This window comes from Streptomyces lateritius (assembly GCF_014649715.1).
In the GTDB taxonomy this organism is placed as follows: domain Bacteria; phylum Actinomycetota; class Actinomycetes; order Streptomycetales; family Streptomycetaceae; genus Streptomyces; species Streptomyces lateritius.
Genome location: NZ_BMTO01000003.1, coordinates 292,220 through 310,584 on the forward strand (window position 1 = coordinate 292,220; position 18,365 = coordinate 310,584).

At 72.6% G+C, this 18,365-nt stretch carries 19 protein-coding genes; 10 read left to right on the top strand and 9 right to left on the bottom strand.

The window, feature by feature from the left end; all coding sequences use genetic code 11:
• Positions 1 to 10: 10 nt before the first annotated feature.
• The gene (locus IE136_RS07695; protein ID WP_158992660.1) at positions 11 to 442 is read left to right on the top strand and encodes an FAD synthase family protein; all 432 of its coding nucleotides are present in this window, start codon (positions 11 to 13) and stop codon (positions 440 to 442) included.
• A gap of 186 nt (positions 443 to 628) precedes the next feature.
• On the opposite strand, the gene IE136_RS07700 is transcribed toward IE136_RS07695, so the two are convergent.
• Positions 629 to 1,606: a GNAT family N-acetyltransferase gene (locus IE136_RS07700; protein ID WP_189599904.1), complete on the bottom strand. Its 978-nt coding sequence runs from the start codon at positions 1,604 to 1,606 to the stop codon at positions 629 to 631.
• A 56-nt stretch (positions 1,607 to 1,662) separates the two neighbouring features.
• Between IE136_RS07700 and IE136_RS07705 the strand changes: the two genes are divergently transcribed.
• From IE136_RS07705 to IE136_RS07720, 4 genes are all read left to right on the top strand, one after another.
• Positions 1,663 to 2,271: a TetR/AcrR family transcriptional regulator gene (locus IE136_RS07705; RefSeq protein WP_158992664.1), complete on the top strand. Its 609-nt coding sequence runs from the start codon at positions 1,663 to 1,665 to the stop codon at positions 2,269 to 2,271.
• Positions 2,272 to 2,343: 72 nt separating this feature from the next.
• Positions 2,344 to 4,371 (top strand): prolyl oligopeptidase family serine peptidase, encoded by a 2,028-nt coding sequence (locus IE136_RS07710; protein ID WP_158992666.1) that lies wholly within the window; start codon positions 2,344 to 2,346, stop codon positions 4,369 to 4,371.
• Positions 4,372 to 4,426: 55 nt separating this feature from the next.
• On the top strand, positions 4,427 to 4,564 hold the full coding sequence (locus tag IE136_RS07715; RefSeq protein ID WP_189599905.1) for a hypothetical protein: 138 nt from the start codon (positions 4,427 to 4,429) through the stop codon (positions 4,562 to 4,564).
• Positions 4,565 to 4,769: 205 nt separating this feature from the next.
• A complete protein-coding gene (locus IE136_RS07720) occupies positions 4,770 to 5,426 on the top strand; it encodes an MFS transporter (protein WP_229818694.1) in 657 nt (218 codons plus the stop codon).
• A 7-nt stretch (positions 5,427 to 5,433) separates the two neighbouring features.
• Here IE136_RS07720 and IE136_RS07725 read toward each other — a convergent pair whose 3' ends face one another.
• Complete coding sequence (locus IE136_RS07725; RefSeq protein ID WP_158992668.1) at positions 5,434 to 7,320, bottom strand: cellulase family glycosylhydrolase; 1,887 nt, start codon at positions 7,318 to 7,320, stop codon at positions 5,434 to 5,436.
• Positions 7,321 to 7,476: 156 nt separating this feature from the next.
• Between IE136_RS07725 and IE136_RS07730 the strand changes: the two genes are divergently transcribed.
• On the top strand, positions 7,477 to 7,761 hold the full coding sequence (locus IE136_RS07730; protein ID WP_158992670.1) for an isoamylase early set domain-containing protein: 285 nt from the start codon (positions 7,477 to 7,479) through the stop codon (positions 7,759 to 7,761).
• Between the two features lie 74 nt (positions 7,762 to 7,835).
• Positions 7,836 to 8,036, top strand: coding sequence for a DUF5988 family protein (locus IE136_RS07735; RefSeq protein WP_189599906.1), 201 nt, complete (start codon positions 7,836 to 7,838; stop codon positions 8,034 to 8,036).
• A 42-nt stretch (positions 8,037 to 8,078) separates the two neighbouring features.
• Here IE136_RS07735 and IE136_RS07740 read toward each other — a convergent pair whose 3' ends face one another.
• From IE136_RS07740 to IE136_RS07755, 4 genes are all read right to left on the bottom strand, one after another.
• Positions 8,079 to 9,452, bottom strand: coding sequence for a UDP-glucose dehydrogenase family protein (locus tag IE136_RS07740; protein ID WP_189599907.1), 1,374 nt, complete (start codon positions 9,450 to 9,452; stop codon positions 8,079 to 8,081).
• Positions 9,453 to 9,530: 78 nt separating this feature from the next.
• Positions 9,531 to 10,025 (bottom strand): DUF6098 family protein, encoded by a 495-nt coding sequence (locus tag IE136_RS07745; RefSeq protein ID WP_158992676.1) that lies wholly within the window; start codon positions 10,023 to 10,025, stop codon positions 9,531 to 9,533.
• 166 nt (positions 10,026 to 10,191) lie between these two features.
• The gene (locus IE136_RS07750) at positions 10,192 to 10,956 is read right to left on the bottom strand and encodes a DUF4232 domain-containing protein (protein WP_189599908.1); all 765 of its coding nucleotides are present in this window, start codon (positions 10,954 to 10,956) and stop codon (positions 10,192 to 10,194) included.
• A gap of 125 nt (positions 10,957 to 11,081) precedes the next feature.
• The gene (locus tag IE136_RS07755) at positions 11,082 to 11,807 is read right to left on the bottom strand and encodes a hypothetical protein (RefSeq protein WP_189599909.1); all 726 of its coding nucleotides are present in this window, start codon (positions 11,805 to 11,807) and stop codon (positions 11,082 to 11,084) included.
• A 370-nt stretch (positions 11,808 to 12,177) separates the two neighbouring features.
• Between IE136_RS07755 and opcA the strand changes: the two genes are divergently transcribed.
• Entirely contained in the window at positions 12,178 to 13,236 is a 1,059-nt protein-coding gene (opcA, locus tag IE136_RS07760; protein ID WP_189599910.1) for a glucose-6-phosphate dehydrogenase assembly protein OpcA, read from the top strand.
• Between the two features lie 21 nt (positions 13,237 to 13,257).
• On the opposite strand, the gene IE136_RS07765 is transcribed toward opcA, so the two are convergent.
• Positions 13,258 to 13,689 carry a protein-tyrosine phosphatase family protein gene (locus IE136_RS07765; protein WP_158992684.1) on the bottom strand — a complete coding sequence of 144 codons (432 nt, stop codon included), beginning with the start codon at positions 13,687 to 13,689 and terminating at the stop codon, positions 13,258 to 13,260.
• 135 nt (positions 13,690 to 13,824) lie between these two features.
• On the opposite strand from IE136_RS07765, the gene IE136_RS07770 reads away from it, so the two are divergent.
• Positions 13,825 to 14,580, top strand: a complete 756-nt coding sequence (locus IE136_RS07770) for an IclR family transcriptional regulator (protein WP_158992686.1) — start codon at positions 13,825 to 13,827, stop codon at positions 14,578 to 14,580.
• Between the two features lie 160 nt (positions 14,581 to 14,740).
• On the opposite strand, the gene IE136_RS07775 is transcribed toward IE136_RS07770, so the two are convergent.
• Positions 14,741 to 15,205 (bottom strand): pyridoxamine 5'-phosphate oxidase family protein, encoded by a 465-nt coding sequence (locus IE136_RS07775; protein ID WP_189599911.1) that lies wholly within the window; start codon positions 15,203 to 15,205, stop codon positions 14,741 to 14,743.
• 65 nt (positions 15,206 to 15,270) lie between these two features.
• A complete protein-coding gene (locus IE136_RS07780; protein ID WP_158992690.1) occupies positions 15,271 to 16,485 on the bottom strand; it encodes a 4-hydroxybenzoate 3-monooxygenase in 1,215 nt (404 codons plus the stop codon).
• Between the two features lie 148 nt (positions 16,486 to 16,633).
• Here IE136_RS07780 and IE136_RS07785 point away from each other — a divergent pair, with 148 nt between their 5' ends.
• Positions 16,634 to 18,322 (top strand): IclR family transcriptional regulator domain-containing protein, encoded by a 1,689-nt coding sequence (locus IE136_RS07785; protein WP_229818695.1) that lies wholly within the window; start codon positions 16,634 to 16,636, stop codon positions 18,320 to 18,322.
• Positions 18,323 to 18,365: the final 43 nt, after the last annotated feature.

The window sequence follows — 18,365 nt, forward strand, 5'->3', positions numbered from 1 at the left end:
AGGAGGACCCGTGTCTCGCATCATCGGCTACGCGTCAGGTGTCTTCGACCTCTTCCACATCGGCCATCTCAACGTGCTGAAGCACGCGAGCGCCCAGTGCGACTACCTCGTCGCCGGCGTACTGACCGACGAGGCCGCCGGCCACAAGGGGCACGCCCCTGTCGTACCGCTCCACGAGCGGCTGGAGATCGTGCGCTCGATGGCGTACGTCGATGAGGCGATCGTCGACAACACCCTGGAGAAGATGGAGGCCTGGCGCCAGGTGGGCTTTCACCGCCTGTTCAAGGGCGAGGACTGGAAAGGCACGGCCCGGGGTGCCCAGTGGGAACGCGACTTCGCCGCCGTCGGTGTCGAAGTCGTCTACGTGCCGTACACGATGCACGTCTCCAGCACCAAACTGCGCCAGATGATCCACCAGTTGATCTCGGAAGGCCGGCGCTGAGAGTCGGCCAGGTCAGTTCACACGGCGGGAGCCTGTGAGTGGGCTGCGGCATCCTGTCCTCGCCCCTCTGGTGGATCTCCCTGAACAGCTCTGCGGCCGTCTTCTCGCCCTCGTCCCGGAATGCCTTCAACCGCTGACCGCCACCGCCGGCGCCCGGCCGGAGCCGTGCCGGGCCCGCGCGTCTCCCTATATGTCCTCCCAGACCATCGAGCTCATCCTCCAGCCGGCCGGTGTCCGGACGAACTGAGTGGTCTTGCGGCCGGCGCCCTCGAAGGGTTCGCCGTTGAGGAAGCCGGACTTGCGGTACTCACTGGACCGGTGCGCGATCGACGCGAAGATCTCGGTCCGCTCGGCGACCTCCCATTCGGAGAACTCCGTCAGCGTCCCGTCGGTGAGGAGCTTCTGCCGCGGCTCGATGAACCGGTCGAGGTCGTAGACCACCGGCTCGCTCCCGACGTTCGCGATGATCGTTCCTTGGGGGATGAACACCTCGCGGACGACGTCGACGTTCGGCCGGCTGCCGCCGGTGTTCGTGAACGCGCCGAGGAACACGCGCATCAGCCGGTCGAGTTCAGCCTTTTCGGCCTTGACCGCGGGCGCGGGGAACTCGTACGCGTCCGTCGGCGGTACGTCATCGGAGAGCAGCGACCAGATCTCGATGTCGTGCCGCTTCCCCCCGTACGCGGAACGCTGTCGCAGCACCCCGTCACGGGTCATTCCGAGCCGGCGCGCGGTGTCGACACTGCGGGTGTTGTGCGCCGCGACCCACCATTCGACCCGTCTCATCCCGCGCTCCTGGAAGGCCCAGTCGATCAGGACCCCGCACGCCCGGGTCACCAGGCCGCGGCCCGCCGCCTCGGCCTCCAGCCAGCAGCCGAGCTCGCACACTCCGGTGGCCGCGTCGAAGTCGGTGAACATGACCCCGCCGACCAGCGTGCCCTCCAGCCAGATTCCGTAGATCCGGCGGGTGTCCTCGGCCTGTCGGTCCGCGTACCGCTGGAGGGTGGCCGTGGCGGAGTCGAGGTCCGTGCTGTACGTCGCCCAGGGGATCCACGGGTCCACGTAGGGGCGGGCGCGGTCGATGTGGGCGAGGAACTCCCGTGCGTGCCAGGGCTCCAGGGGGCGGAGCTGCGCGTCGTCGTCGCCGAGCGGCAGGGTGAACACGGACGACCTCCAGGTACGTTCGTACGTAACGAGCGTTCGGTATGTAAGCTGGCAGTATGCCTCCCGCACCCGGAGACCGTGAAGCCCGCCGCCAGGACGTGTCCGAGGCGGTGTGGCGCGTACTCGCCGACAAAGGGTTCGGCGGGCTGACGCTCCGTGCGGTCGCAGCCGCCATGGGCGTCTCGACCGGCATGCTCATGCACTACTTCCCCACCAAGCGGGCCTTGGTGGCGCACGCCCTTGACCTGCTGGAGAGGCGAACCGCCGAACGCCCGCGGCGCGCACGCCCCACCGAGGGCCTCGCCGCCCTGAGAGCGATGCTGCTGGACATCCTGCCGCTGACCGCGGACGACACCGCCCGCAACCGCATCTGGGTCAGCTCGTGGGATCTGGCCCTCGCCGACGAGTCACTCGGCAGGGACCAGGCCGACCGCTACACCCGCTTGCGCTCGGCGATCCGTCCGCACCTCGAAGCCGCCCGCGACCACGGTGAGCTGCCCGCGACCGCCGACCCGGACCAACTCGCCGCTACAGCCGTTGCGTTCACCCACGGCCTCGTCGTCCAGGCCCTCTTCGACCCCGCCCGCTTCCCCCCGGACGCACAGACCGCCCTGCTCGACACGTTCCTCGCGTCGATCGCAGGCCCAGCGTCACCCTCCGCTTGACATGAGGGCGCTGATGCCGTGGCGGCTGATCCTGCCGGGCGGTCTCGCCGCCGTACGCTCCGGGCCTGCACAATGCCGCTTGTGATCGATGACGACCCGTACCTGTGGCTGGAAGACGTGACGGACGAGGCCGCGCTCGCGTGGGTGACCGAGCGGAACGCGGAGACGGAGGCCGTGCTGGGCGCCGACGGCGCGTTCGCCGCCCTGAAGGAGCGGCTGCGGGAGGCGCTGGACGCCTCGGACCGCATCCCGTACGTCACCCGGCGCGGCGCATTCCTCTACAACTTCTGGCGCGACGCCGGGCACGCGCGGGGAGTGTGGCGGCGTACGACGCTGGAGCAGTACCGCAAGGACGCTCCCGACTGGGAGATCCTCCTGGACGTCGACGCGCTCGCCGCCGCGGACGGCGAGAAGTGGGTGTGGGACGGCGCGGAGGTACGGCACCCCGACCACGACCGGGCCCTGGTGCGGCTCTCGCGCGACGGCGCCGACGCCGTCGTGGTCCGCGAGTTCGACCTCGTGACCCGGAGCTTCGTCGAGGACGGATTCCAGGTGGGGGAGGCGAAGACCAGGATCGGCTGGATCGACGCCGACACCGTCTTCGTCGGCACGGACCTCGGCCCCGGTTCGCTGACCGACGCCGGCTATCCGCGTACGGTCCGCAGGTGGCGACGCGGCACGCCGCTGGAGGAGGCCACCCTGGTCTTCGAGGCCGAGGCGGGAGACGTGTCGGCCTGGGGCCGGCGCGACACCACACCCGGCTACGAGCGGGAGTTCGTCGGCCGCGCCCTGGACTTCTTCCGCAGCGAGCTGTACCTCCTGACCTCCGACGCCACGCTCGTACGGATCGACGTCCCCGAGGACGCCCTCGCCTACGCCCATCGCGAGTACCTGATCGTCACCCTGAAGTCCGACTGGCTCGGCCATCGGGCTGGCTCCCTGCTGGCGTTCGGCTTCGACGCCTTCCTGGCCGGCGACCGCACCGCCGAGGTGCTGTTCGCCCCGGACGGGCGGACGGCTCTGGCCGGGCACTCATGGACCCGGCACCACCTGCTCCTGGAGACCATGCGGGACGTCAGCACCCGCATCGAGGTGCTCACCCCCGCCCCCGCCGGGGCGTGGGCGCGTACGGGGCTCACGGACGTCCCCGCGCTCTCCGCGGTCTCCGTCGTGGACACGACCCCCGATCTCTCCGACGAGTACTTCCTCGACGTGTCGGGCTTCCTGCAGCCCTCCACCCTCTACCGCGGGCGGATCGGCGCCGACACGGAGATCCTCAAGCAGGCTCCGGCCCACTTCGACGCGGCCGGCCTGACGGTGGAGCAGTTCTTCGCGACCAGCCGGGACGGCACGCGCGTGCCGTACTTCGTCGTCGGGCCCGACCGGGGCCCCGGCCGTCCCGGCCCTGCCCTGCTGTACGGCTACGGTGGCTTCGAGGTGTCCCTCACGCCCTTCTACGGCGCGGTGAAAGGCCGGGCGTGGCTGGAGCGGGGCGGCACCTATGTGATCGCGAACATCCGGGGCGGCGGCGAGTACGGACCCGAGTGGCACCAGGCGGCGCTCGGCGCGGACCGGCCGCGGGCCTTCGAGGACTTCGCGGCCGTCGCCGCCGATCTCGTCACCCGGGGCATCACCACGCCGGACAGGCTCGGGGCGGTGGGCGGCAGCAACGGCGGCCTGCTCATGGGCGCCATGCTCACCCGCTGTCCCGAGCTGTTCGGTGCGATCGTCGCCCAGGTGCCGCTGCTCGACATGCTCCGCTTCCACAAGCTCCTCGCCGGCGCCTCCTGGACCGCCGAGTACGGCAACCCCGACGTCGAAGCCGATCGCCCCCACCTCCGCGACATCTCGCCGTACCACCGCCTGTCCGCGGACCGGGCCTACCCGCCCGTCCTGCTGATGACCTCCACGCGCGACGACCGCGTCCACCCCGGCCACGCCCGGAAGACGGCCGCCCGGCTTCGCGAACTCGGCCACGAGGTGCTGCTGTACGAGAACACCGGCGGAGGCCACGCGGGTGCCGGCGACAACGAACAGGCCGCCCACAACAACGCCCTGCTGCACACGTTCCTGTGGCGTCACCTCGCCCCCTCAGACTGACGGCGAGGCGGCACATCTGTATCCGACGCCCCGCGCCCGGCGAGAGCTGGCCGAGGTGCGGCGTCTCCAGGGAGCGCACCTCGCCCGCGCCCTCAGGTCGCTCACCGACGGTGAGCGCGACGCCCTGGGCTCGGCGGTCGGCGCGCTGACGGCGTTGACGCACCATCTCCACGCCGGCTCCGGAACGGAGTAGCACCCCCCGCGCCCGTCGCGCACTTCCGGCGGCGCTCGCGCGCTCCACGCAGCGACCGTACGTCCACTCCGCGCCGGTCACACCCACCCCGCACCGGACCGTCGACCTCGCGCGCCCCCGCACGCCCGGCCGTGGCCTTCCCCTGCCCTGACGCCTGCCGGCCGTCGGTTTCTTCCGTCACCCTTTCGACAGACAAGGCACCTTCATGTCGTCCACCGCCGTGGATCCCCTCTTCCCGCACGCCTCCTCCCCGCCCGGGCCGCAACGGTCCCGGCACAGGGGCGGGGACAGGAGGTCCAATCCGTGGCTGACCCTCGTCGCGGTCGCCTTCGGCCTGTTCATGGTGCAGCTCGACGCCTCCGTGGTGGCGATCGCCAACCCCGAGATCGGCCGCGCCCTCCCCGCGTCCACCGTGGACCTGCAGTGGGTCACCAACGCGTACCTGCTCGCCCTGGCGGCCTCCCTCATCCTGGGCGGCAAGCTCGGCGACCGCTTCGGACGCCGTACGTACTACATGGTCGGTGTCGTCGGGTTCCCCCTCGCCTCGGTGGCCATCGGCCTGTCGGGCTCGGTCGAGGGTGTCATCGGTTTCCGCGCGGCGCAGGGCTTCTCCGGCGGGCTCCTGATGCCGAACACCCTGGGGCTGCTGCGCGCCGCCTTCCCGCCCCGGAAGTTCGGCATGGCCGTCGGCATCTGGGCGATGGTGTCGGCGGTCTCGACGGCGCTCGGGCCCATCGTCGGCGGACTGCTGGTCGAGCACACCGCCGCCGTCGTCACCGCAGTGCTCTGCCTTCTGGGAGCCGTACTCGCGGCCGTCGGCCTCCGGCGCGGCGCCCCGGGACCGTCGACCGCCGCGCACTGACACCGGTTCATCCGGCGGCGAAGCCGGCCGCCACCCACCGCCCGAGCTCAGCGCGCACGGCCGTGCGCTGCTCGGCCGTCGCCGGGGCCGCGCTCACCAGCGCGAAGTGCACCGTCGCCGATCCCTCCGAGGTTCCGGACAGGAGGATCCGGCGGGCGGCCGTGCCGCCGGGCTCGGGGGCGATCGTGATCGCTCCCGAGGCCCCCGGCCCGGTCACCGTACCGAGGTCCGAGACGACCGTGGTCGTGGCGGGATCGAAGCCGGCCGGCAGATGCAGTTCCGTCGGCGCGCCCGACCCGCCGCCCCGCCACACCAGCAGACCGTACGGAAGGTCCGAGCCGGTCAGCTGTGCCAGGGCGGGCATGCCGGCGGGCACCTGGCTCCAGGTCAGTGTCTTCCCCGCGTCGCGGGAGCGGTCCTCGTAGAGGAACGCGAGCGTACGGCCGGCGACCGCGCTCGGATACAGACGGTCCAGGAGCCGCGCGTCCTGGCGGAGCTGGGGGAGGCCCCTGTCGTCGAGGCGTACGGCGGACAGGTCCTCGTCGTTCCAGGCGTCGCCCTCCGTGCGGATCTTCCGGGGGTTGTCGTTCATCGCCTCGTGATGGCGACCGCTGTAGACGTCCCACTGCCACTGCGTCGCGGACAGCACGGGTCCGGCGGCGGCCGGGTTCCGCCACCAGTTCCGGCCGTCGAGTCCGCTGTCGAGCGCCTGGTACTGGCCCTTGAGGACGGACGGCGCCTTGTCGGACGAGGTACCGGTCAGGGGGTGACCGAACTCGCTGACGACGGCGGGGGTGCCCAGGGCGGTGGACCGCTCCCGTACGGCGTTGAAGTCCCCGGCGTACTCACCGTCCTTCGCCTTGGTCAGGTCGAAGAAGCCGGACATCCGCGCCTGGTCGTAGAAGTGGGTGTTGAACACATAGCGCGGGCCCAGCGGCCCCACGCCGTGCAGGCCGCCGGGCTGTTTCATGAAGGAGAGGTTGGAGTTCCAGAACATGTGCGGCTCGACGAGGGCGGGTTTGCTCCGCCAGCCCGCCGCGTCCATGCGGGCCCGGAACCTCTCGTAGAACGGCCAGAGCAGATCCCGCTCCCAGCCGCCGCCGTCCTGCCCGCTCGCGTACTGCCCCGCATAAGGCTCGTTGTACGGGTCGAAGCCGACGATCCCGGCGAACTCGGCCCGGGTCAGATGCGTGGAGAGATACGCCATGGTCTCCTGCGCGGTGTCGAGGAAGGCGTCCTGGATTCCGTTCCGGTTGGTCCAGAAGTCGCGCATGGCGTCCTTGACGGTCTGGTTCTGGGTGATGTTCTGACCCCAGTGGGCGCAGATGCCGCAGAACTCCCGCGGGTAGCCGCCCGCTTGGACGACCCAGCGCGGTGCGCCGTCGCCCGAGTACCAGCTGTCCCCGTCGAAGACGTGGCGGGAGAAGAGGTCCTGATGGAAGTCGGGGTACACACGCAGCCCGACGGCCAGGAACTCCCGCATCTGTGCCGTCACCCGCGCCAGATACACCTGGTCCACCTGCCCGCGCACGGGCTCGGCTGCCGCCCATGAGAGCAGGAAGCGGACCGAGTTGGCGCCTCCCAGCTCGCGGACCGCCCGCGCCGACCTACGTGCGTCCTCGGCGTCGGCGAACGGCAGTCCGCCGTTCTCGGCCAGCTTGGTCTCGCCGGACACGTTGAAACCGCGCAGCACCACCTCGCGGCCGTGGCCGTCGAGGAAGCGTGTGCCGCTGACGGTCAGCTCCGCCGCACGCTCGTCGTACGGAAGGGGATCGGCCGCCGCTCGTGCCGGTACCCCTGTTCCGAGCGCCGAGGCGACGAGGGCGAGGAGCGCCGCTCCCCACGCCCACCGGCCGAGACGGTGTGGTACGCGAATCCCCTGGGTCGTCGCCATGGCGTCACTGTCACGGCAATCTGACGATACGTCAATCGTTTGGGTCCTCTCCGCGCTCCGCCGCCCGGGTGTCCCGTCCGCCGTGTCGGCCCCCGGGCGGACGGCCCCGGTATCAGGATGTGGCCCGCAGTTTCCGACCTGGCAGGAGGCCCTTCCATGCTCGAACGCAAACGCCGCAAGGGCGGCAAGAACCACACGGAGATCACCTTCGTCCTGCCGGCGGACACCCCGCCCGGACCGGTCAGCGTGGTCGGCGACTTCAACGACTGGAAGCCCGGCACGCACGAGCTGCGCCCCCGCGAGGACGGCAGCCGCGCGGTCACCGTCGCCCTGCCCGGTGCGAGCACGCACGCCTTCCGCTACCTGGCCGCGGGCGACTACTGGTTCAACGACGAGGCGGCCGACGCGCTCGAAGGTCCCAACAGTCTCGTGCGTACCTGAGACCCGTCCGGCCGCCTGCCGCTACCGCGCGCCTCCGAGGTGCGCGGGACGCGGCGGGTGGCAAGACTGAAGGCATGGCGAACAAGGCAGCACTCGAGGGCGGTCCGGCCGATCTGCCCGAGCGGATCGTGCCCCTCGACACGTCGGACGACGACCTGAAGATCCCCCACCGCGGCGGATACGAGCACTTCAAGGCCACCGCACGGCACCAGGACGGCCCGGAGGGCCGGCTCCCGGTCTACGAGTGGTGGGAGCGTACCGAGATCGCCGAGTGACCTCTCCGGCACCGGAGGCCACGCGTCGTCGCCGGACACCCGTCATACGACGGTCTGCGGCGCCGCAGGGTCGGTCGCGACAGGGTCGTTCGCGGACGGCTCCGTCGTCGCCGGTTCCGGTGCGGGGCGGCGGTTGCCGATGCCGCGGTAGACGACCGGCAGCCGGTGGAGCAGAGCCGGAGGCAGGCAGTTCTTCGCGTCGACCACCACCCGCGGCTCGCGCATACGGGCGGTGAGATCCGCCCAGTCCGCCTCGACGGCCTGCGGCCACTCCGTCAGGACCAGGATGGCGTGTGCTCCCGCCACCGCCGTGAGCAGGGCGGTGTGCGGGGTGGCCGAAGGGGCGAGGTGGCTCAGCTCGTCGGGGGTGAGGCCCGGGTCCCAGACCCGGACGGCGGCTCCCTGCTCCTGGAGGAGCGGCAGGAGCACGCGGCTCGGCGCGGACCTGAGGTCGTCGCTCCACGGCTCGTGACGGACACCGAGGACCGCGACCTCCCGCTCCCGCAACCGCCCGCCCACGCTCTCCCTGAGGAGCCCGAGGACAGCGGCGGGCTGCTGGGCATCGGTCCGCACGGTGGCGTCGAGGAGGGGCGTAGGGATGCCCTGCCCGGCCGCCCAGTGGAAGAGCGCGGCGGTGTCCTTGGGCAGGCAGGAGGCGCCGTGTCCCATGCCCGGCCGGAGCAGCGCGTGGCCGATGCGCGGATCGAGCCCGACGCCCTGGATGACGTGGTCGATGTTGAGGTCCGGCGCGGCGCACATGCGGGCCAGCTCGTTCGCGAAGCTGATCTTGGTGGCGAGGAAGGCGTTGCTCGCGTACTTGATCATTTCCGCCGTGGCCGGCGTGGACGTCACCCAGGGGCAGCTCACCGACCGGTACAGGTCACGCAGCACGGTGACGGCCTCCGGGTGGTGCGCGCCGGCGACGATCCGCGCGGGGGCCTGCCAGTCGTCGAGGGCGCTTCCCTGGTTCAGGAACTCCGGATTGCAGACGAAGCGCTGCCGCAGTTCGGGATACTCGGCGAGGAGCATGTCACTGGTCCCCGGCGGAACGGTCGACTTCAGCACCACCAGCGGGGCACCCGCCAGTTCGGCGGACTCCTCGATCGCCGTCAGGACCTGGGAGAGATTCGCCGACCCGTCGGCGGCGGGCGGGGTCCCGACGCAGATCATCACCACATCGAGCGGGTCGGCCACCATGGCGTCGGCGAGGTCCTCGACGAACTCCAGCCGGCCGGTGCGCAGGACGGCGGTCATCTGCTGGATCAGTCCCGGTTCCAGGACGGGCGGCTCCCCGGCCCGCAGGCACGCGAGCCGCTCCCTGTCCTGCTCCACGCCCACGACCCGGTGCCCCTGCTGCGCCAGGGCGACCGCCCCCGTCAGACCGACGTACCCCTGACCCACCACCGCTGCCCGCATCGCCGCTCCTCGGAGGTCGCCCGTTCCGTCCCCACCACAGAAGCACAAGGGGTGACCGGATCGCCTCTTGTGGTCACCCTACGTGCCTCTCCGGCGGGTCTCCTCGGGCGAGGCCTCGCGGCTCATCGGGCCCCACTCCCCGTTCTGACCGGCGACGACCGACTCGGCCTCCTTGATCACCGCATCGGCCACCCAGCCCAGTGGCGCCACGTCACGCACCAGCGGTTCGTTGTCCGGCCCGCGCCCCGCTTCCGTACCGCGCAGAAGCCACGGCCGGACGCCCGGCCCCCTTATGCGGGGCAGGTGCGAGTAGTCGTGGAGGCGGCGCGCCGCCCAGACGCGGAGCGACCGGTCCTCCCACCAGGGCTCGGCGTCGAGCGGGTTGGCCGAGAGGCCGGGCAGCTCGATGCCCGTCAGACCGTCGCGACTGGTGTGCTCGGCCAGGTCGAAGCCGGGTCCTCTCGACCATCGCAGGTACAGCCCGCCGCGGGCGGCGAGCAGGCCCGCGAGCTCGTCCAGCGACCCGATGACGGGCATGTCCTGGAGGGTGCGGAGATCGTCGGGGGTGTTCATGCGCGGCGGCTACCCGAGCCGGCCCGGCGTACGCCTGCGGGCATGCGACGAGCGTGTGGAGGGGCGGATGTGTGCGCGACCCGCCGTGGTCGCGATCACCGCCGTACGCGGAAGGCCCCGACCGGGGTCGGGGCCTCGCCGTGCGTGGGGGAGTCGGCTCAGCGGCTCAGAACTCGTCGGCGCCGTTGCGCAGTTCGGGCGTCCAGAAACCGGTCCTGGCGACGGCGTCGTCGACGGCGAGGCCGCCCTTGGGCGCGGAGACGACCTTGCTGCCCTCGGCGGGGCCGTCGGCGGCGAAGAGGTTCACGTGGAAGGAGGTGACCACCCGGTTGTTCTCGTCGACGCCGCCTTCGTTGACGCGGACGGCCGCGTACGCCGGGGCGCCGGCGTTCAGCACGACGGGGGTGGCGGGCCTGCTCTTGGCGACGGACGGGACGTCCTTGGCGGTCTGGATGTCGCCGAACGCGATGAGCGGGTACCGGAGCAGCGTGCAGGCGCGGCCGGAGACGTTCGTCGCGGTGAGGGTGATGTGCGTGGTCGGCACGCCCTCCTGCTTGGCCGCGGAGATCTTGAGGTCGTCGACGGTGCAGGCCGGGGCCTTGCCGCCGGGGTTCTTCTTGGCTCCGGCCTGCGTGGCGGGGTCGGCTGAGTCGGACGATCCGGAGGTTCCCGAACCGGAGGCGCTCGAACCCGAGGTGCTCGGGCCGGAGGTGCCGGAGCCCGCCGTGGCGGCGCCCGAGGTGCCCGTGCCGGCCGTGTCGCCGCCGGCCGTGCCCGTGTCGCCGCCCCGCGCGGCCGCCGAGCTGGAGGCGGGGACGGCGGCGCCCTGGTCCTTCGCGCCGTCACCGCCGCCACAGGCCGTGAGCGTCAGGCTGAGCGCGGCGACGAGGGTCGACGCGACAAGGGCAGGGCGGCGGATGGACGTACGCATAGGAGGCTCCCCGTGTGTGGTGGTGCGGTCGTTCGGTCGGTGGTCGTTCCGGGTACGGACGACCGGTCTCCCCACAGCTTCGGTGCCCGCCCTGCCGTTCCGCTGACGTACCGCTGACGTACGGCTCACGTCCGGGAGACGGCCGGCTCCAGGGAGATCGCGACCAGTCGCTCGCTGACCCCGGCCGGGCTCCGGCCCGTCACCGCGGCGCGATGGGCGCGGACCGCCGGGTCGGAGACGGTGAGGGTCACCACCGGGCAGTTCGCGGCGTCGTTGGTGTCCGTGGGCGAGCAACGGCCCACGTCGTGGAGCGTGTGTCCGGGGCAGAGCGCGCCGGCCGGGAGGTCGATGTCCAGCAGCAGGGGCTTGCCGGGCGCGACGCGGAACCGGCCGGAGGACGGGACCTTCGCCGGCCCGTCCGGCCGCGGCTCGTCCACGACGGTCGCGGTGAGCCCGTGGGCCGAGGCCCGGAGCCCCTCGCCGTGCGGGCCGTGGATGTCGACCGTGACCCGGCCCCGGGAGACCGGCGCGTCCAGCAGCAGAGGCCGGTCGGCGACGCGGACGGCCGCGTGGACGGTGAAGCGGCCCCGGCCCGGTGTCTTGGAACCCGGGTCGAAGTACCCCCAGCCGCCCAGCGCCAGGAGCGGATCCCTGCCCCGCTCCCCGTCGCCGCGGGCGACCGGCCGCGGCCACTCGTCCACCTGGCATCTGGAGAGCCGGGCCGTGCCGCCACCGGGCAGAGGCCTGTCCCGCAACGGCCCGGCGAGGACCGGAGGCCGGGCGGAGCCGCGGCTGTCCCCGGTGGCGGCTCCGTCGGACAACGGCGAGGACGGGAACGTCAGGAGTGCCATCAGTATGAGGAAGGCGACGGCGGGCACCGAGAGAATGAACCAGGAGCGTGGCGACAGGCGGAACATTCAGGCACGCCCCGGCACGGGCTCGTGGCGGCGGCCGTCGACCAGGGATATCGGATCACGTGTGCTCATGATCCTTTCAACGCACGCGCGGCCGAGAACGTCACCCCGCCCCCGCCCCGCCCGCGCGGTGGGCGAACGGTGGACAAGGCGCCACGGTCGTGAGCGCCGGGCCCGAAGTGAACGGGCGACGGGATTCGGCCACGGGGCGTCGTTCGACAGGTGGAAAGCCGCCCAGTGGAAGATCCTCGACCCATCGAGCGCTTACCGGAACAGAGGTACGCGACGGAAGGGACAGGCGCCGGACATGAAGATCGATCTCACCGACACCACCTCCGGCAAGATCAACAAGGCGATCCTCGCGGGTCGCCGCGCCGTCGGCACGCCCGCCGTCGGCGTGGTGCTCACCCTCGTCATCGTGACGGACGAGGAGAACGCCTACGACGCGGTGAAAGCCGCCGGTGACGCCTCCCGCGAGCACCCCTCCCGCACCCTGGTCGTCATCAAGCGCCATGCCCGTTCGCCGCGCGGGCGGCACGAGGCCCGGCTCGACGCGGAGGTCCGCGTGGGCAGCGACGCCGGCTCCGGCGAGACCGTCGTCCTGCGGCTGCACGGCGAACTCGGCGCGCGGGCCGACTCGGTGGTTCTGCCGCTGCTGCTGCCCGACGCGCCGGTCGTCGTCTGGTGGCCGGTCGACGCCCCGGAGGTCCCCTCCGAGGACCCGCTCGGCGCGCTCGCCCAGCGCCGCATCACCGACGCCTACGCCGTCGAGGACCCGCTGGCGGCGCTCGACGTCCGCGCCGCGTCCTACGCCCCCGGCGACACGGACCTGGCCTGGACCCGGCTCACGCCGTGGCGCTCGATGCTCGCCGCCGCTCTGGACCAGGCCCGTACGACGGTCGTCTCGGCGGCGGTTGAGAGCGAGGCCGACAACCCCAGCGCCGAACTCCTCGCCCGCTGGTTCGCGGACCGGCTGCGGGTGCCGGTCGAGCGGGTCGTCACCGGAGGGCCGGTCGTGACGGCCGTACGTCTCGGTACGCCCGACGGGGAGATCCGGATCGACCGGCCCGAGGGGCCGGTGGCCAGGCTGACCATCCCCGGACAACCCAGCCGTGTGCTCGCGCTGAAGGTGCGGACGACCGCCGAACTGATCGCGGAGGAGCTGCGCAGGCTCGACCCCGACGAGATCTACGCCTCCGCGCTACGGGCCAAGGTCACGCCCCTGCCCGCCACGCCGCACGTCCCGCCCGAGCGGCAGGGGCCCTCCGAGCCCCCCGGGGCGGCCGCGTCGCCCGGGTCCGCGGAGGCGCCCACCGGGCCGCCGCCCTCACCGCCGCCCGGGGCTCCCGCGCCGAGCGGTGCCTGAGGGCGGCGGCAGCCGCGGACCTCAGGCGGTGAAGCGCCGGACGTACCGCTTCTGCCAGGGCGTCTCGACGGCTCGCGGGTGGTAGCTCCGGCGTACGAACTCCACCGCCCGGTCCGGCGACACGCCGTCCAGGACCGCGAGGCAGGCCAGGGCCGTACCCGTCCGCCCGATGCCGCCCCCGCAGGCGATCTCCACACGCCCCTCGGCCGCTCGGTCCCACGCCTCGCCGAAGACGGCCCGGGCCTGGCCGGGATCGGCGGGAAGCCGGAAGTCGGGCCAGCGCAGCCACCGAGCCTCCCAGGGCACCTCGGGCGGGTGCTTGCCGAGCAGATGGACGGCGAAGTCCGGCGTCGGCCCCGGCGGGAGAGGGTTCCGCAGCCCGCGCCCGCGCACCAGGCGCCCGGACGGGAGCCGCAGGACGCCCGGGTCGCTCGCTTTCCAGAAAACGGTCATCAGATCACCGTAACCGCCAGAGTCGGTCCGCCGTGGCTGTGTGCGAAATCTCGAACACCGAGGGGCGCTCCCAGGGATAGGGTGGCGTCGCCGCGGGGGCAGCCGCGGACGGACCGAAGGTTGAGGGTGATACGGGTGCCGCGACTCACGCCCGCCGTCGTGCGGAGCCTGGACATCCTGGAGCTGTTCCTCGACGCGCGCGAGGGGCTGACCGCTCCCGACGTGGCGCGGCGCACCGGGCTGCCCAGGACGACCGTGCACGAGATCCTGACGACGCTGGCGGCACGCGCGTACCTGAAGCGGGACGAGGCCACGGCCACATACCACCTCGGCCTGAGTGTCTTCCGGCTCGGGAACGCCTTCGCCGAGCGGCTCGATCTGCACGCGGTGGGACTGGGCGTGGCCCGCGCGGTCTCGGAGGCGTGCGACGAGACGGTCCACGTCGCGATCCTGGACGGCGCCGACGTCCTCTACGTCTGCAAGGTGGACAGCACCCAGTCGGTCCGCATGGTCTCCCGGGCGGGTGGCCGCGTGCCGGCCCACTGCACAGCGGTCGGCAAGGCGCTCCTGGCGCATCTGCCGCAGGACGAACTGGAGCGGCGGGTCGAGGACGGCCTGGTCCGTCTGACACCGAACAGCGTCACCGAACCGGTCGCGCTCGCCCGCCAGTTGAAGGAGATCCGGACGGCCGGACTCGCCTTCGAGTACGGGGAGTCCAACCCGGACGTCTCCTGCGTGGCGGCGCCGGTGCGCGACCACACGGGCACGGTGGTGGCGGCGCTGAGCATCTCCGTACCCGACATGCGCTGGAAGCAACGCCCGGAGGCCGAGTGGGCGACCCTCGCCGCGGACGGCGCCCGGCACCTGAGCACGGAACTGGGCTCCGCCTGACGCTCCCCGCCCGGGCGGGGGCAGGGCGGCCTCGCCCAGGACTGACGCCGCTACCGAGGCCGGGACGGGCACCGGTACGGCGCGCCGGTGGTGCCCGGCACTCGGCGGCCGGCCCGTGCCCGGTCCCGGTCGTCCGGGACCGCCGGCCGGGAGCCGGGTCTCAGCCGCTGATGTCGAGCGCCGTCCCGTACAGCCGGGACACCTTCAGCCGGATGACCACCCGGCGCTCGGCGACCAGCTGCTCCAGGAAGGCGTCCTCCTCCTCGTCCCGCGGCCTCGCGGCCTCCGGCACCATCGAGAGCAGCTCCCGCCCGACCGCGTCGCCCGGCGTGGTCGTGATCTCGGAGACCTCGGCCTCGCCCTCGGCCACCGCGAACGACCAGACGTCCCCACCCGGAACATGCACGGCCGCACGCGGGTCACGCCGGAGCTGCTTGACCTTGATGCGGTCGGCGGTGGTGGAGAACCGCACGACGCGCGCCTCGGCGTCCCAGTGGTAGAGCATGGTCGTGGGGTGGGGGTGGCCGCTGCTCTTGTTGGTGGCGAGGGTGCCGAACCGCTGAGTGCTCAGCAGAGCGGAGAGAGCGTCGTCGGACAGGGCGCGGGGTGCTGGGCCTTGAGTCATGTCCTGGGCAACTCCCGTTCTCGTCCCGGCATTCCGTGACGGCCCGAAGTCAGCTCACCCGACTTTCAGTGCCGCGGATCGAGCGGCAGCCCGACGTAGTTCTCGGCCAGTTCGGTCGCCGCGGTGTGGGGCGCGTCCGCGATCCGGTGGAGCTGGGAGAGCTGGAGCCGGGTGTCGAACGCCGACTGCCCGGGTTCGGTGTGCAGGGTCGTCGTCATGAAGTACGAGAAGTGCGCGGCACGCCAGACCCGCCGCAGGCACGTGTCGGAGTACGTGTCGAGGAGGGCGGTCGAACCGGTGGAGGACCAGTGGGCGAGCGCACGCGCCAGCACGATCACGTCCGCCGCGGCGAGGTTGAGCCCCTTCGCACCGGCCGGGGGCACGATGTGCGCCGCGTCCCCGGCGAGGAGGAGGCGCCCGTAACGCATCGGCTCCGTCACCGGACTGCGCATCGGCAGCACCGACTTGTGGGTGACCGGCCCCCGCTTCAGCCGCCACTCGGGCTGGGCGGAGAGCGCGAGACGGGCGTCCAGCTCGTCCCAGATCCGGTCGTCGGGCCAGTCGGCCGGATCGGTGCCGTTCTCCACCTGGAGGTAGAGCCGGCTCACGGACGGCGATCGCATGCTGGCGAGCGCGAAGCCCCGCTCGGAGTGGGCGTACACCAACTCCTCGTACACGGGCGGCGCTTCGGCGAGGATGCCGAGCCAGGAGTACGGATAGGTGCGCTCGTACGTCGTACGCTCGTGGTCCGGGACGGCCGTCCGCGAGACTCCGTGGAAACCGTCGCAGCCGACCACGTAGTCGCAGGTCAGCGTCTGTTCGCGGCCTTCGTGGGTGTAGCGGATCACCGGGCGGTCGCCGTCCACGCCCTCCACGGCCCGCACCTCGGCGTCGAAGAGCAGCGGTCCGCCCTCGGCGAGTCGGAGGGCGATCAGGTCCTTGACCACCTCCGTCTGCGCGTAGACCCACACCCGACGGCCGGCTGCGAGCGAGGGGAAGTCCACCCGGTGCGCCCGGCCGTCGAAGCGCAGCTCTATCCCGTCGTGGACCAGGCCCTCGGCGTCGAGCCGGGTCCCGGCCCCCGCGGCGCGCAGAGCGTCGACCGTCGCCTGCTCGAGGATGCCGGCGCGCCGGCGCTGTTCGACGTACGGGCGGTCGCGGCGTTCCAGGACGACGGAGTCGATGCCGGCGTTGTGGAGCAGACGGGTGAGCAGCAGGCCGGACGGGCCGCCACCGATGATTCCGACGTGGTGTGCATACGAGTCTCCTCGTCGGTACACTAGTTCGCCTGGCGAAGAGAACTTCACGGAGGACGCGCGGGCCGAGTCTGCGCCCGCAGACCGCCCCTGTCGACGTCCCGCGCGGACACGGCGGGCCCGAACGCCCGTCACTCATTGCGGTGTCCCCAAGATCCCTCAGGGAGAGTCCATGCCACCGACCGAAAGCACGACGGCCCCGGGGGCCGGGGCGTCGGCGGACGTGCCACCGGAAGCCGTCGCACCGCTGATGCGCGGCCTCACCGTGCTGCGCAGGCTCACCGACGCCGACGGGACCCTCAGCCTCAGCGACCTGGAACGCGGCACCGGGCTGGCCCGCTCCACCGTCGACCGGGTGACCGGCACGCTCGCCCGCATGGGATACGTGCGCCTCGACGGCCGTGACGTCTTCCTCGCCCCCCGGCTCATGGAACTGGGCAACGCCTATCTGGCCTCGCTCCGTCTCCCCGGCCTCCTCGGCGGCCCCGCCGACGCGCTCGCCGACGCGCTCGACGAGTCGGTCTCGCTCGCGGTCGCCGACGGCGACGGTATCCGCTTCGTCCACCAGGCCACCCGCCGTCGCGCGATGTCCCTCAGCTTCCGCATCGGCGACCTGCTGCCCGCCGAACGCACCGCCCCCGGCGCTCTGTTCGCCGCCGACTGGACCGAGGCGGAGTGGGAGCGCTGGCGCGCCCGACGGGCCGCCGACCCCCACAGCTCCGGCTTTCCGGCCGTGCCGCCCGGGGCCGGACCGGACGGCGAGGAGTTCGCGGCGCGAGCGGCCCGGGCGGGGGAGTGCGGCTGGGCGGTGGACGACCAGCTCATCGAGCCCGGCCTGATCACCCTGGCCATCCCCGTACGGGACCAGGCCGGCGCCGTGGCCTGCGTGGCCAGCGTGGTGAGTCACACCAGCCGCCACACCGCCGACTCCCTGCGCGAGGCGATGCTGCCCCGGCTGCGCGAGGCCGTGGAGGGATGGGAGGAAACGCTGCGGCGGACGCCGCCCGCGCACCAGCCCGCGGAGGCGCCGCCGACCGCCGGCCTCGCCGCCTGGACCCACGCCTCGAAGCAGGAGCTCGGACGCGGCTTCGTCGAGTCGCTCGCGCGCGGTCTGACGGTCCTGACCGCCTTCGGCGAGGACCGTGCCGCCCTGCCCCTTACCGCCGTCGCCGAGGCCACGGGGCTCGCTCGCGCCACCGCCCGGCGCGCCCTGATCACTCTGGAGCACCTCGGATACGTCCGCACCGAGGGGCGCCTGTTCCGGCTCACCCCCCGCGTGCTCGCCCTTGGCTTTCCCCACCTTTCGCGTCTGCCCCTGCCGCAGATCGCGGCGCCCCACCTCGCCGAACTGTCCCGGCGGGTGCACGACTCGGCGTCCCTCGCCGTGCTGGCCGGTGCGGACGTCCGCTACACGGCCCGTGTCGCCACCCGCAGGATCATGAGCGTCCACATCACCGTGGGAACCCGCTTCCCCGCCCACGCCACCTCCCTGGGGCGGGTGATGCTCGCCGGCCTTCCGCCGAAGGAACGCGCCGAGTGGCTCGCGGGCGTCGAACCGCGGGCGCTCACCCCGCACACGGTCACCGGGCGCGTGGAACTCGCCGACATCCTGGAGCGGGTGCGGAAACAGGGGTTCGCCCTGGTCGACGAGGAACTGGAGCAGGGACTGCGGTCCATCGCCGTACCCGTGCGCGACCGCGCGGGCGTGGCCGTGGCGGCGGTCAACGTGGCCATGCACAGCAGTCGCCGCAGCATCGAGGAGTGCGTCGCCGAGGTGCTCCCCGAGCTGCGCACCGCTGTCGGGCGCATCGAGGAGGACCTGCGCACGGCCGGGCGGTTCGCCCGCGTACCGGCGGTGTGACGGCCCCGGGGGATCGAGGTGTGCCGGCCCGTGACGTGGCCTT

Coding starts and splice junctions, on each gene's coding strand:
- IE136_RS07705 (WP_158992664.1), top strand. CDS start 1,663: ATGCCTCCCGCACCCGGAGACCGTGAAGCCCGCCGCCAGGACGTGTCC.
- IE136_RS07710 (WP_158992666.1), top strand. CDS start 2,344: ATGCCGCTTGTGATCGATGACGACCCGTACCTGTGGCTGGAAGACGTG.
- IE136_RS07720 (WP_229818694.1), top strand. CDS start 4,770: ATGTCGTCCACCGCCGTGGATCCCCTCTTCCCGCACGCCTCCTCCCCG.
- IE136_RS07725 (WP_158992668.1), bottom strand. CDS start 7,320: ATGGCGACGACCCAGGGGATTCGCGTACCACACCGTCTCGGCCGGTGG.
- IE136_RS07730 (WP_158992670.1), top strand. CDS start 7,477: ATGCTCGAACGCAAACGCCGCAAGGGCGGCAAGAACCACACGGAGATC.
- IE136_RS07735 (WP_189599906.1), top strand. CDS start 7,836: ATGGCGAACAAGGCAGCACTCGAGGGCGGTCCGGCCGATCTGCCCGAG.
- IE136_RS07740 (WP_189599907.1), bottom strand. CDS start 9,452: ATGCGGGCAGCGGTGGTGGGTCAGGGGTACGTCGGTCTGACGGGGGCG.
- IE136_RS07745 (WP_158992676.1), bottom strand. CDS start 10,025: ATGAACACCCCCGACGATCTCCGCACCCTCCAGGACATGCCCGTCATC.
- IE136_RS07750 (WP_189599908.1), bottom strand. CDS start 10,956: ATGCGTACGTCCATCCGCCGCCCTGCCCTTGTCGCGTCGACCCTCGTC.
- IE136_RS07755 (WP_189599909.1), bottom strand. CDS start 11,807: ATGGCACTCCTGACGTTCCCGTCCTCGCCGTTGTCCGACGGAGCCGCC.
- opcA (WP_189599910.1), top strand. CDS start 12,178: ATGAAGATCGATCTCACCGACACCACCTCCGGCAAGATCAACAAGGCG.
- IE136_RS07765 (WP_158992684.1), bottom strand. CDS start 13,689: ATGACCGTTTTCTGGAAAGCGAGCGACCCGGGCGTCCTGCGGCTCCCG.
- IE136_RS07775 (WP_189599911.1), bottom strand. CDS start 15,205: ATGACTCAAGGCCCAGCACCCCGCGCCCTGTCCGACGACGCTCTCTCC.
- IE136_RS07785 (WP_229818695.1), top strand. CDS start 16,634: ATGCCACCGACCGAAAGCACGACGGCCCCGGGGGCCGGGGCGTCGGCG.